Origin of the sequence: Pseudobythopirellula maris, assembly GCF_007859945.1 — a bacterium.
Taxonomy (GTDB): Bacteria; Planctomycetota; Planctomycetia; order Pirellulales; family Lacipirellulaceae; genus Pseudobythopirellula; species Pseudobythopirellula maris.
In genome coordinates, this window is the sequence record NZ_SJPQ01000002.1 from 924,855 (window position 1) to 937,651 (window position 12,797).

The 12,797-nt window shown below is 64.3% G+C and carries 12 protein-coding genes; 5 read left to right on the forward strand and 7 right to left on the reverse strand.

Annotated elements, in window-relative coordinates; genetic code table 11:
* Window positions 1-160: 160 nt before the first annotated feature.
* Entirely contained in the window at window positions 161-1,978 is a 1,818-nt protein-coding gene (locus Mal64_RS11395) for a phospho-sugar mutase (protein ID WP_146400195.1), read from the forward strand.
* A 31-nt stretch (window positions 1,979-2,009) separates the two neighbouring features.
* Here Mal64_RS11395 and Mal64_RS11400 read toward each other — a convergent pair whose 3' ends face one another.
* The 3 genes from Mal64_RS11400 to Mal64_RS11410 form a co-directional block, all read right to left on the reverse strand.
* Window positions 2,010-2,969, reverse strand: coding sequence for a hypothetical protein (locus Mal64_RS11400; protein WP_146400197.1), 960 nt, complete (start codon window positions 2,967-2,969; stop codon window positions 2,010-2,012).
* 217 nt (window positions 2,970-3,186) lie between these two features.
* Window positions 3,187-4,080, reverse strand: a complete 894-nt coding sequence (locus Mal64_RS11405) for a CHAD domain-containing protein (protein ID WP_197525681.1) — start codon at window positions 4,078-4,080, stop codon at window positions 3,187-3,189.
* Between the two features lie 164 nt (window positions 4,081-4,244).
* Complete coding sequence (locus tag Mal64_RS11410) at window positions 4,245-5,054, reverse strand: hypothetical protein (RefSeq protein WP_146400201.1); 810 nt, start codon at window positions 5,052-5,054, stop codon at window positions 4,245-4,247.
* 748 nt (window positions 5,055-5,802) lie between these two features.
* On the opposite strand from Mal64_RS11410, the gene Mal64_RS11415 reads away from it, so the two are divergent.
* Genes Mal64_RS11415 through Mal64_RS11425 form a run of 3 tightly spaced genes read left to right on the forward strand, consistent with a single transcriptional unit; the run spans window position 5,803 to window position 8,253 of the window.
* Window positions 5,803-6,822, forward strand: a complete 1,020-nt coding sequence (locus tag Mal64_RS11415) for a DUF1559 family PulG-like putative transporter (RefSeq protein WP_197525682.1) — start codon at window positions 5,803-5,805, stop codon at window positions 6,820-6,822.
* Window positions 6,806-7,585 carry a polyphosphate polymerase domain-containing protein gene (locus tag Mal64_RS11420; protein WP_146400205.1) on the forward strand — a complete coding sequence of 260 codons (780 nt, stop codon included), beginning with the start codon at window positions 6,806-6,808 and terminating at the stop codon, window positions 7,583-7,585. Before Mal64_RS11415 ends, Mal64_RS11420 begins: the two co-directional genes overlap by 17 nt.
* Window positions 7,586-7,635: 50 nt before the next feature.
* Window positions 7,636-8,253 (forward strand): DUF4956 domain-containing protein, encoded by a 618-nt coding sequence (locus tag Mal64_RS11425; RefSeq protein WP_146400207.1) that lies wholly within the window; start codon window positions 7,636-7,638, stop codon window positions 8,251-8,253.
* A 383-nt stretch (window positions 8,254-8,636) separates the two neighbouring features.
* Here the strand turns inward: Mal64_RS11425 and Mal64_RS11430 are convergent, their stop codons facing one another.
* Both Mal64_RS11430 and Mal64_RS11435 read right to left on the reverse strand, forming a co-directional pair.
* Complete coding sequence (locus Mal64_RS11430) at window positions 8,637-9,512, reverse strand: hypothetical protein (protein ID WP_146400209.1); 876 nt, start codon at window positions 9,510-9,512, stop codon at window positions 8,637-8,639.
* A 64-nt stretch (window positions 9,513-9,576) separates the two neighbouring features.
* A complete protein-coding gene (locus Mal64_RS11435) occupies window positions 9,577-10,620 on the reverse strand; it encodes a DUF1559 family PulG-like putative transporter (protein ID WP_146400211.1) in 1,044 nt (347 codons plus the stop codon).
* Window positions 10,621-10,786: 166 nt separating this feature from the next.
* On the opposite strand from Mal64_RS11435, the gene Mal64_RS11440 reads away from it, so the two are divergent.
* Window positions 10,787-11,740 (forward strand): class I SAM-dependent methyltransferase, encoded by a 954-nt coding sequence (locus tag Mal64_RS11440; protein ID WP_197525683.1) that lies wholly within the window; start codon window positions 10,787-10,789, stop codon window positions 11,738-11,740.
* A 100-nt stretch (window positions 11,741-11,840) separates the two neighbouring features.
* On the opposite strand, the gene rpsI is transcribed toward Mal64_RS11440, so the two are convergent.
* Together rpsI and rplM are read right to left on the reverse strand one after the other, a co-directional pair.
* Entirely contained in the window at window positions 11,841-12,245 is a 405-nt protein-coding gene (gene rpsI / locus Mal64_RS11445) for a 30S ribosomal protein S9 (RefSeq protein ID WP_146400215.1), read from the reverse strand.
* Window positions 12,246-12,320: 75 nt separating this feature from the next.
* Complete coding sequence (gene rplM, locus Mal64_RS11450; RefSeq protein WP_231993679.1) at window positions 12,321-12,785, reverse strand: 50S ribosomal protein L13; 465 nt, start codon at window positions 12,783-12,785, stop codon at window positions 12,321-12,323.
* Window positions 12,786-12,797: the final 12 nt, after the last annotated feature.

The following is a 12,797-nucleotide window of genomic DNA, read 5'->3' on the forward strand; positions in this document are numbered from 1 at the left end:
TCGAATTGGCCCCCGGCCGCAACGCGGCAAGCATCGCCCAGGCTGGGCAGCGGGGCAGCGGATCTTCGGCGCCCCCCTCGGTCGTCGGCCCCCGCGTGGCGTGCTAATCTAAGGGGCCCGTTTCGTCTCCCCCTTTAGCTAGCTACGAACCACCGCCGCCATGACCGCTCCCGCCGTCCTCACGGCCGTCGACTCCGCCGTCGCCGCCGACAAGCTGACCCCCTCGGCCGCCGAGAACCTCAAGGCGTGGCTCACCGAGCCGCGCTACGCCGATTACGCCGCCGAGTGTGCGGCCCACGTCGAGCGGGGCGACTGGCAGGCGCTCGACGACGCGTTCTGGACCATCATCCCGTTCGGCACCGGCGGCCGCCGCGGGCGGATGTACCCGATCGGCTCGAACGCGATCAACGACCGCACGATCGGCGAGAGCGCCCAGGGCCTGGCCAACTACGTCAAGGAGAACGCCGACAGCGCCGGGGCGCCGCTGTCGGTCGCCATCTGCCGCGACACCCGCCACAACGGCGAGCGGTTCGCCAAGCTGTGCGCCGAGGTGATGGTCGCCGCCGGCTTTAAGGTCTACTTCCTCCGCGGCTTCCGCAGCACGCCCGAGCTGTCGTTCGCCGTGCGCTACAAGTCGTGCTCGTGCGGCATCATGGTCACGGCGAGCCACAACCCGCCGAGCGACAACGCGGTGAAGGTCTACTGGTCGACGGGCGCCCAGGTGCTGCCGCCGCACGACAAGGGGATCATCGAGCGCGTGATGAGCTGCGGCGAGATTGTCCGCGGCGACTTCGACAAGGCGGTGGCCGAGGGGCAGATCGTCTACTGCGAGGAAGAGATCGACAAGGCGTTCATCGACAACGTCGTCGGCCAGGCCGTGCCGGGGCCGCGGGAACTGAAGGTCATCTACTCGCCGCTGCACGGCGTGGGAGGCACGGCGGTCACGCCGGTGCTGGAGCGCGACGGCTTCCAGGACGTCGAGGTGTTCGGGCCCCACGCCGAGCCGGACGGCGACTTCCCGAACGTGCCGGGGCACGTGTCGAACCCCGAACGCCCCGAGGTGTTCGAGGCGATGATCGAGCGCGCCAAGGAGACCGACGCCGACCTCTGCGTGGCGAGCGATCCCGACTGCGACCGCATCGGGCTGGCCGCCCGTCTCGAGTCGGGCGGCGACGGGTGGGCGACGATCAGCGGCAACCAGATCGGCGCCCTGCTGGCCGACTTCCTGCTCGAGTCGCGCAAGGGCAACCTCACGCCCGAGCATTTCAACGTGATCACGCTGGTGACCACGCAGCTCACCCGCCGCATCGGCGACAGCTACGGCGTGAAGACCGTCACCGACCTGCTGGTCGGCTTCAAGTGGATCGCCCAGGCGATCGACGCGAACGGGCCGGAGAAGTTCGTGCTCGGCACCGAGGAGTCGCACGGCTACCTCGTGGGCACGTACGTCCGCGACAAGGACGGCGCCGCCGCGGCGATGCTCGCCTGCGAGCTGGCCGCCAAGTTGAAGAGCCAAGGCAAGACGCTGCACGAGAAGCTCGACGACCTGTTCTGGCAGCACGGGCTGCACGCCGAGCGGACGATCAACGTGCAGATGCCCGGCAGCGAGGGGATGGGCCGCATGATGGAGGTGATGGACGAGTTCCGCACGAACACGCCGCAGTCGCTCGGCCCGCTGAAGGTCGACCAGATGCGCGACTACAAGAACAACCTCACGGTCAAGCTCGGCGGTCCCGCCCCCCCAGCGCCGCTCGAAGGCCCCACGGGCGACCTGGTGATCCTCGACCTCTCGAGCGACGAGTGCCCCGAGGGGACTTACGTCGCCTGCCGCCCGAGCGGCACGGAGCCGAAGATCAAGTTCTACCTGTTCGGCTACACCCCGGCCGAGCAGCTGCACGACATGGAAGAGGCGAAAGAGGACCTCGAGAAACTGCTCGACGCGATCGAGGCCGACCTGAAGAAGTTCGCGGGGGTGTGACAAATACTAGCGTGCCTTGAAAACACCGCCTTTAGAAGCGGATGAATTCCTGACCGTAGTCCTTCGGCCGGTCGTCATCGAACCAAGTGCTTTCCGTGTGTTGATGAACATACTCGAACAACGGAGACCGGGCTGATTCTTCCGCAGGGAGTCGAATTGCCAGGTTAGCCTGCACCTCGTTGTCGATGTCGGGTCCATTCATCCAGTACGCAAGGACCTCAACGGCGCCATTGGCTTGAAGGTCGCGCACGAGTTGCGTTGATCGTTCATTATCCAAGGCGTTCGACGAGCACTCGACCATCCTGAGTTGATCCGTCTTCGAATCCTCCAGCCAAGTGATCGCATCAATAGCTGCGCCATCTTCGATTGCGGCGAGGACGAATTGATCGACCATGAAAGCGTCGTAAAAGAATTCGCGGCCGCCGTTCTCGACAACCCTTTTGTGAACGTCAGCGGCGAGTTGCGGTTCCTTCATGGCGTAGCCGCGAACCCGAGTAGAAACCGTCTTGGTGTAGACATCCGAGCCGCAGCACAGCCCAAACGTTCCGCTGACACAAGGATACGCACAGATGATGTTTCCCCAATAGCGATGCTTCACCGAGGATTCCATGCGATCGTGCGTGCATGGATCACCTAGGTCAGCGAGAGCTAACGTCATTACGTTCGGGTCTTGATAGGAGTCCGATACTATCGGCGCCCCCAGAAAACGATACAGCTGAACGTCGTGTTGCGCGTAGCAAGTGGGGCATTCTTTGATGACCCAAAGGCTGTCAAACGCGGTGAACCAGAGCAGCACGAGAGCGGGCAGGACGACCAACACCCGGGCCCATCGCCACCAGCCGCGCAGACGGCACGCCCATGCCCAACCGAGAATCGTCGCCGCGAGTGCGACGCCTGTGGCGGCGAGATAGCCCAACTGCTGCCCGACGGCGAAATACGCCCCAAGCAGTGCGGTCACAATGAGTAGCGACCGGATGCTGAACCGGATCATCTAAATGGCTCTCTGTTCCCCTGCCCCCCTGTCCCCTCAGGGTAGCTGTTACATCGATCGGCTGCGAGCATTTGTAAGCAGCTCGACGCGATCGAGGCCGACCTGAAGAAGTTCGCGGGGGTGTGAGCAGCTCCCACCTGCGATAAGCCTTCGCCACCTAGGCGATCACGCAGCGGTGGGCGGCTTCATAGCGACAGCATAGCAAGTGCGTCAAAGGCTAACGCCAGACGTTCCACAACGCTTCGGTCCGTTTCCCCAGGGCGTCGGTCGTTTCGCAAAACAACCGGTCGGCTAGTGGCAAACTCTCGTCAAGTAGGCCTTCGCGGCGACGACTGATCAGCCCGATCGCCGCCTCCGTGTCCTGGGAGTCGCCAAAACCTTGCGGTTGCTGAGCGAGACACCCGCCCAGCATAGCCAAGTCATGATCGTCACCAAGAAGATCCGCCAGCCGCTTGCACTCACGCGCACGGGCCTTGAGCAGTTGGGGCCACATGATTTTTAGCAACTGACAGTGACGCCTGTGGTACTTCACTCGCTTGCGGAGCCTGTGCAGGCATTCGGGCGTGGGAGAATCGTGGGCCCGCTTAGTCTGCTTGCGTGCGCGACCGTAAGTCTTTAACAGCCCGCCACGGACTGCCTCGAAACCCTCGTCGTCGATGGACCAACCAGCCGTCCGCCCTGCGGCCTTGGTGATTACGCGACGCGCTTCGCCGAGCCGCTCTTCGGGCGGGGTTGTTTCAATCAATGAATTGCGACGCCGGGTCAACTCGGCGCGGATCGATCCGAATGCGCGACGCTCAACCTGGTCGGCAAAGTGCCCCATCAGCATGTCGTAGGTGTCTTGCATGACCTTGGCGTCACGCAACTCGCTCAGCCCGCGAGCGGCGTCGCGGAGACGGGCGTTCTCTTTCTTGTAGGTCTTCCCCAGCCCTGGCCGCACCAGACGCAGCAAGCCGCGCAACTTTTTGAGTCGCTTGCGTGTTTGATGGACCTTTTCCTCGGGCTCGAGCCGTGCCGAATCGATCTCCGTGATCGCCTTGTCGAATTGCTCACTGGCGATGCGACGGAGGGCGTCGGCGGGCGATTCTGCTTGTTGGATGCGATAAGACATGCAGAGCTGAAGGTGCAAATCACACGCCATACGGCCGCAGAACCCCTACGACCCCTCTGGCGATGGTCGATTGGCTCGCTTCAGAAGAGCACAGCGCAAGAAAAAAGCGGCTGGTCTTGCGACCAGCCGCTTTGCGCGTTCAGTAGGCGGAGTGGGCGCCTGGGTCAGGCGGTCTTTACCGAACCACGCTGACGGAATCGCAGGCCTCCCACTAGCGACAATCCAACCCACACCACGGCGGCGGTCGCCTCGGGGATCACTCCGCCGTTAGCCGACAACGATGTGTTATCGATCGCCAAGCCCTCGATGTTGTTGTAAGCCATGTAGCCGTAGCGGTTGCCGCCCACGGTCGTGGCGATCGAGTCGGAGGTGGTCCTCGTGATCGAGTGCAGAAGCGTGCCGCCAGCATCGAGCAAATTGAAGTCGACCGTGAGGAACCCACCAACGTTGTAGAATGCGTGCTCGAGGCTGTACCACCCCGGCCCGGTCACGGTGGAGAAATCGCCAGCGTTTTCCGTGTTGAGCTTGAAGGCGTTGAAAGCCAAGTCGGTGTTGTTCGAGGCATTGACCTTCAGGTCACCGCCATCCTTCCCGACGTGGAAGATGAAGTCGCGTAGGTGAACGCCGCTCTGGTTGTTCACCGCAACCGAATAATCAAAGCCTTGCCCGTCTGTCCATGCAGCGGGATCGAGATAGACGGCGAGCGAAGCGGTAAACCCACTGCCGAACGAACTGCTGTAGCCCCCAAATTGGGTGTAGGGGCTTCTGGCGCCGAGCGAAGGATCGCCGAACACGTCGGCGCCGACCTGCAGGTCGTAGATCTCGGCATGGGCCGAACCGCTGGCCGACGCCACGCCCGCGATGCCGCCGCCTGATGCAACTCGCTGAATGCTTCCGCCGCTGAAGTTATTCCAGCTAGCCCCGCCCGGCGCCCAGCCCGGGTCTTCAAACCCTTCAAAGTGAATCGCCGCCAAGGCTACCTGGGAGGTGGCCAGAGTGGCTATCGCAGCGATCGCAACACATCGAATTGAAGTCAGCACGGCGTTACTCCATTAGGTGATTTCTCTTAGACGTTCCCTAATCGCCTCCGCCTGGAAAGCAGCTAGGCAGCGAGGAATAGCGGAATGCGTCGGGCCCTGTTGCGGCTTCCCGAGCAGCTCCCGTGCCGCATTTATAATTACTGACAGCCGCAAGATAAAGAGATTTCCCTGGTTTTAGGGATTTTTTACTGAGCAAGCTCTCCTGCTCCCTTGCTTGGCAACTGGTGAAAGCGGGACCCATTGATCGCCGCCAGAAAGAATCTACGGACGCGCAGGTCGCATCGCTATCGATGGCTGACATGCTGCGCCAACGGTCACCGAAAACTAAACACCGGTGATGTTCCCATCAACAAGCCAACGCCTGATACACGTTTCTGCAATCAATTAAGTACGAGAGCCGTCTTGAGCAGGGCCATGCGAAGCACGTTGAAGGTTCTAAGCCGACCAGTTCACGCCCTCACGCGATGAAGAGTGAACACGCCAGGCCCGTAAGCAAGACAGCGCCCACGCAACCAAGCCGATTTCTATCCGTCCTTTCGATTCGGGGCTGAAGCACGGCGTGCAAATGTGTAGAATCGGTTAAGGGCGCCTTCGCTCTGCTCGTTCGGGTGGCCGCTTTTTCTCATCTTTCATGCCGTGTTCGCTCGGGCTGCTTTCGCAGGGAGCGAACGATCGGGGCTCTATGGATCTTCACCACTGCTGCACGCTGCGAGCTTTGCGCTCGTTCCCCCCCAATCGAGCGGCGCCGCGCGGCGGTGTGCGGGGTTGGAAGCCTTGTGACGGCTTCACGCTGGTTGAGTTGCTGGTCGTGATCGCGGTCATCGGCGTCCTTGTGGCGCTCTTGCTGCCAGCGGTACAGGCGGCGCGCGAGTCGGCCCGGCGTTCGTCTTGCCAAGCAAACCTCAAGCAAGTCGGGCTGGCCCTGCACAACCACGTTTCCGCACATAGCAAGTTCCCGCCCGGCAAGAAGTGGTCGGGCCCGCGCAACGAGCCGACGACGTACTCGATCGGTTGGTCGGCCTACTTGCTCGACTTCGCCGAGGGGCAGGCCGTCTCCTCGAAGATCGACTTCACCAAACCGCTTGCGGACCCCGCCAACCTGCCCGCCACGGGCGCCCTGATCGAAATCTACCTCTGTCCCAGCGCGAGCCGATTCCAAGCCAATCGCACGCCCGGCGGCAGGCTCTTCGGCTTGGCTCCCCACCCGGGCGACGGCATGGCGTGCATCGACTACCTGGGCCTCTCCGGCCCGAAACACGACAAGAAGAACCCCGTGGACGGCATGGACTACGGCCGCCAACGCGGCGTGCTGCTAGGCACCAAGGGCCTGCCCGACGAAGACACCGTCATCGAACCGCCCGCCGTTACGCCGGCCAAGATCACCGACGGCATGTCGCACACCGCCTGCGTGGCCGAGTGCAGCGGCCGCGGCGCCGACGTGAAGAAGAGCGGCGAAGTCGACGCCCTGAACGGCGCTTGGGCCTCGGGCAGCAACGTCACGCACATCGCCGGCCGGGTGAACGACACGCCTCCGCCCGACGCCTGGAAGGACGAGCGGATCTTCTCCGAGCACCGCGGCGGGGCCAACCTGCTGATGGCGGGCGGGTCGGTCCGATTCCTCAGCGAGCGGGTCGAGGCGAACGTGATCCGCAGCCTCAGCTCTCGCGACGGAGGGGAGACGATCGATGCCAGCGAACTCTGACCACGCCGCGTCGGCGGACCCCGGCCCGCTCGACGCCGCGGCCCGGCTGCCCGATCCCCTCTCGCTCGCCGAGATCGAGGGCTCGGCGCTGATGAACCGCGTGGACGTCAAACACCTGGTCAGCGAGTCGCAAGCCGCCGGGCTGATCCGCCAGCTCGCCGACGAGTACCGCGTCCTCGAGATCGACGGCCTGCGGGCCTTCGAGTACTCCACGCTGTACTTCGACACGCCGCGGCTCGACTGCTACCTCGACCACCACAACCGCCGGCCGTTGCGGCGCAAGTACCGCATGCGCGAGTACGTCGCCTCGGGGGCCCGGTTCCTCGAGATCAAAACCCGCGACCGCCGCGGCAGGACCGACAAGCGACGGGAGCCGATCGCCGAGTTCGAGCTGTCGATGTCGGCCGACTCCCGCCAATTCGTCCACCGCGTGACCGGCGCCGAGCCCGAGCTGGCTCCGCAGCTGTGGGTCCGCTACCGCCGGCTGACGCTGGCCCACCGCCAGCGCGCCGAGCGGGTGACGCTCGACTGGGACCTCGCCTTCGAGCAGGAGGGCGCCGTCAGGCGTGTGCCGCGGGTGGTGATCGTCGAGATCAAGCAAGACGCCAACGACCGCTCGTCGCCCGCCCGGGCCGAGCTACGCCGCCTAGGGCTGCGACCGCTGAGGGTCAGCAAGTACTGCCTCGGCACGGCGTTGCTCAAGCCCCACCTGAAGCAGAACCGCTTCAAGCCCAAGCTGCGGGCGATCGAACGGATCGCCTGACCCGCCCGCCTTTCACACCTCCCCCCAACGCGCTCGCTGCGCACCCCGCGATGGAATTCCTCGAAGTCCCGCTCTACGACGACGACCTGCTGAAGCTGCTCGTCCGATTCGCCGTTAACCTCACTTGCCTCACGATCGTGGTGCGCTGGGTCTACACGCGTTACGGCGGGCTGCCCAGGTTCCCGGTCACGTTCTGCCTGGTCAACGTGCTGGTCTTCTTCATCTGCTTCACGCTGAAGAAGTTCGACCTGGGGCTCGGCATGGCGCTCGGGCTGTTCGCCATCTTCGGCATCCTGCGCTATCGCACCGAGACGATCCCGATCCGCGAGATGACCTACCTGTTCCTCGTGATCGGCATGGCGGTGATCAACGCGCTGTCGAACAAGAAGATGAGCTACGCCGAGCTGGCGCTGACGAACGGCGCCATCTTGGGGATCGCGGCCCTTATGGAGTCGTACACCCACGGCATGCTCGAGCGTTGCCAGCAAGTGGTGTACGAGCGAATCGACTTGGTGCGACCCGACCGCCGGGCGGAACTGGTGGCCGACCTGGAAGAACGCACCGGCCTGAAGGTGAGCCGCGTCGAGCTGGGGCAGATCAACCTGCTGCAAGACACCGCCCAGCTAGACGTCTACTACAAGCCGAGCGAGCAGGCGGGCGGCGAGTGACGCTCGTGGCCGAGTCGCCGGCGGGTGGCCAAGAATCGTTGGGATTTTTTCCGCGGTGGGCCCTCGGAAAAAACGGGGCTCGACTCTCCCCCGATTACCGCAGCCATACGCCGCCCTATCACGCGAATGTTCCGCCACAACGCAGCGGGGCCGCCAGAAGCGCTCCCCTGCGGCGCCCAATTGTATTGATAACCTCTCGAACGCGAAATTTCTGCAAAGCGTTTTGAGCCAAGCGCGCAGAAACGATTTTTGGGCCAACGCGATTTTGTTCTAACGCCCACTCGGGCAACGCCTTGCGACGAGAATCGCCCGCCGAGGAATCGGCGCAAGTCGCGCAAAACTTTTCTTGGGCCAAGTTTTGACGCGGTTATACGGGCCTCGTGTCAGCCGCGCCGCCGGGCGGCGACGGCGGCCAACGCTCCCACGAGCAGCAACCCCGCGGCCGGCTCGGGCAGCGCGATGGGCGGGCCGGGCGCCGCGATGCTGGTGAAGATCAGGTTGTCGATCGTCGCCCAGGCGTCGCTGGTGGGAAAGGGCGCGCCCATGCCATCGTCGTAGAGCGATGGCGTCGACCTGACGCCGAGCGTGAGCTCCATGCCAGCGATCGGTTCGATGTTGCCGGCGTAGAGCACGCCGTTCTGGTCGCCCGGCGCGATCTCCGCGGAGTAAGTGCTGAAGTCGACCTTGTGCATCTCGACGTACACGCCGTTGAAACGCACGCCGATGTGGTCCGCGACCCCGAGCGAGTTGTTGGGCGCTTCGGTCTGGATCAGCAGCGTCTTGGCGTCGGCCGGGACAACACCGGTTTGCGAGACCACCGGGACCGGCGTGCCGAGCGAGAAGGCGTCGGGGCTGAAGTCGCCCAGCAGCGTCAGCGAGTAATCCCCCTGGAGCGCTGACGCCGCGTCCTCGTATCGATTGACGAACACGTTGTTCGTCGTCCCGATGTGACCGCCGACGAGCGTCCCGTGAGGCTCGTAGAACGAGATGCTCGAACCGTCCAGCCGCTCCGCCGTCACGGCCCAGCCGGGCAAGATCACGGCGGGGTCGAACGCCTCGGGGCTGGAGATTGGGTCGATCGTGCTCAAGTCAACGAGCGCGCCTTCGAAATCGAGGTTCACGAACGAGCCGCATTGCGGCAGGCCCGGGTTGAGGTCGCAAAGGTCGATGGCCACACCACCAGCGCGACACGGCGCGGCGAGCAAGACGATCGGTGCGAGCGCCAACAGAAAAAGACAAGTCGAGCGGTTCGTGGTCATGAGCGCCTCGGACAAGTGAGGGGAGAGAAGGCGCCATTATTGTAAACGCGATTTGCCGCAACCGTCAATTTTGCGACGAAGAATCGTCGCCCACCTTCACCCCATCGGGTGGGGGGAACACAATCGAGCCGAGCGGGAGCAACGCGATCAGCGTGAACAGACCGAAGGAAAGGATGTTGCGCCAGTGGCGCTGTGACACCCACCAGTTGGAATAGGAGCCACGGGGATTGTCGTCCGCCTCCTCGTCGCCGGCGACGGTGAGCAACGCTCTCGCCTTCTCGTGAGTCAGAGCGCCCGTCCTCGCTTGATGGCCATCGGCAAAGCAGACGATTCCCTCGCCCAGCCAATAGGATCTCGAGAAGTACCCCACGTTGCTGGCGGACTCTCTCCGAGCACGAGGGTCCGAGAGGATTTTCGCCGCTTGCTCCAAGTCTAAGTCCTGGGGCTGAGTCCACGGCACGGCGTGGCCGCGGGCTTCGATGAAGAGCGCCGTGTTGGCCGGCCCGTCCACGATGTCCGAGTATTTCATGGGCTGCTGGCCGGGAAACGCCGCGCCTTCGCCGGTGATCGCCAGAAACGCCGTGTGTGTATCCAACGCCTTGTCACCTGCAAAGTTTGGGTCACCGTATACCCTTGGCATGCTTTGCAGCAACTTGATGTTGTTCGGCCCGTCCCACGGCTCGTCGAAATCGTAAGCGTCGTAAAGCGCTTGCTCATCGAGGTACGGCAGGATGAGCACCCTCCAGCTGTGGGCCGGATTGCCAGAGGCGTCCAGAAAATAAGCGGGTGGCAACTCCCCATGGTCTTCATTGAAGAGGAGCAAGGCGAGTGCGATCTGTTTGCAGTGATTTCTAGAAACGCTTCTTTGCACCGTCAACTTGACGTTGCCCAAAGGCGACACGAAAAGAATTATCAGGAGCAGGAGAATCGGGATCTGTACAAGCGGGGCGAGGGAAGCCCTCATCCGGCTGCGCCAAGCTCGCCTGCTGTGGTAAGTCCAGTAGGCCACGACAAACGCCGCCACGAGAACGCCGACGGTTCCAAAAGCGGCTAGCGACGCCGCGATCAGCGCCGTCGTCCATAGCAGCGTTGGGATGCGGAAGCGCATGGCGGCTCGTGGGTTGGGGCGTGGAATCGAACGGCGAGCTTCGAAGCGAGAGAAGATTAAGCAGCCGACGACCCATCAGCCTACGGCTGATCGGCGGCCACACACCAGGCCCTTCTGCGTGGCGGTTCAGGTCGTCATTATGACACAGCAACCTTCTCCGACGACCATGGGTCGTCGGCTGCTGACACTGTTATTTTGCCACGAGACCTCCGCCGCGCGCATGACCGATTGGGACGACTACGAGCTGATCGACTTCGGCGCGAATCCGCGCGGCGAGGGTCGGCGATTGGAACGCTTCGGGTCGGTCGTGGTCGACCGGCCGTGTCCCGCGGCGAGCGGGACCAAGAAAGCGGCGCCCGACGCGTGGGGCGACGCCGTGGCGCGTTACGACGGCGCCCGTGCGGCCGACGGCAAGTGGACGCCCAAGGGCGCCGCTTGGGCCGAGGGCCAGGCGTGCCGCGTGCCGGTGGGCGGCGGCTTTGCGCTCGGCGTCACGCCCACGCCGGCGGGCCAAGTGGGGATGTTCCCCGAGCAGTTTGAGAACTGGCGCTGGATCGCCAATCGGGTGGCACGGGCGGGCAAGCCGCTGCGGGTGCTCAACCTGTTCGCCTACACCGGCGGCAGCACACTCGCCGCCGCGTCGGCTGCGGCGGCTGAGGCAAAGCATCCTGTGGAGGTGACGCACGTCGACGCGTCGAAGCCGTCGGTCGCCATCGCTAGGCGGAACGCCGAGCTGAACGGCTTGGCCGACGCGCCGATCCGCTGGATCGTCGAAGACGCCCTGAAGTACGCCCGCCGCGAGGCGCGGCGCGGCAACGGCTACGACGCGGTCATCCTCGACCCGCCCTCTTACGGCCACGGCCCCAAGGGCGAGGAGTGGCGCGTCGAACGCGACCTGCCGGAGCTCTTGGGCCTGTGCGGCGAGCTGTGCGGGCGGGCGCCGGCGTTCCTGCTGGCGACCTGCCACTCGCCGGGCGTGGGGCCGGCCGAGCTGTCGGCGTACCTGGCCGACGGCGTGTTCGGCTCGTGCAGCCAACCGGCGGCGAGCGGCGCCCTGTGGCTCAAGTCGCGCGACGGCCGCAAGCTCGAAAGCGGCGTCGTGGCGCGCTGGCCGGGGTGAGGCTGGCGCCCTAGTCGCCCTCCCCCCTTGGGGGAGGGCGATACAAAAAAGCCCGCCGATGCCGGCGGGCTTTTCGTGTTTCGATCGTTCGCAAAAAGCGTTACCGCTTGCTGAACTGGGTGCCGCGACGGGCGCCGTGCAGACCGGGCTTCTTGCGTTCCTTCATGCGCGAGTCGCGGGTGAGGAACTCTTCCTCACGGAGCTTGTCGTGCAGGTCGCTGTCGTACTTGACCAGAGCGCGGGCGATGCCGAGCATGCAGGCGCCGGCCTGACCGGTCGGGCCGCCGCCGTGGGTGCGGATGACCACGTCGACCTTGTCGCTGATCTCGCAATGCTTCAGCGGCGCGACGACCGCGTTGCGGTCTTGCGGCACGGTGAAGTAATCGTCGAGCGTCTTCTTGTTGATCGTGAGCTGGCCGGTGCCGGGACGGATCCGCACGCGGGCGATGCTCGTCTTGCGGCGGCCGGTGCCGAGGGCGTCGATCACTTTTTCGCTGGTGGGCATAGGTCCGAAAGCTCTCGAGGTTCTTGGCGTCGCTTCAGGGGGCGACCGCCGATTGGCTTGGGTAGGTGTGTGTGGTTACTGCTTCTTGGCGGGCGCCAGGTCGATCGCCACGGGCTGCTGGGCGCCGTGCGGGTGCTCCGGGCCGACGCAGAGCTTGAGCTTGTCGAGCATCTTCGTGGCGAGCTTGTTCTTCGGGAGCATGCGACGGACCGCCTCGCGGAGGATCAGCTCCGGACGCCGCTCGAGCCGGTTCTCGGCCGAGATGGTGCGCTGGCGGGGGTAACCCGTGTACCAGGCGTAGGTCTTCTGGTCCCACTTTTTGCCGGTGAAGCGGACCTTCTCGCAGTTCACAACGACGACAAAGTCGCCGGTGTCGACGTGCGGCGTGTAGGTCGGGCGGTGCTTGCCCATCAGCCGCACGGCGATCTCGCTGGCGAGTCGGCCGACGATCTTGTCGGTCGCGTCCACCAGGAGCCACTGCGGATCAACCTCGGCCTGCTTGGCCATGTAGGTCTTTTGGGCGACGGCTGCTTTGCTCATCGGTCGTTTCTG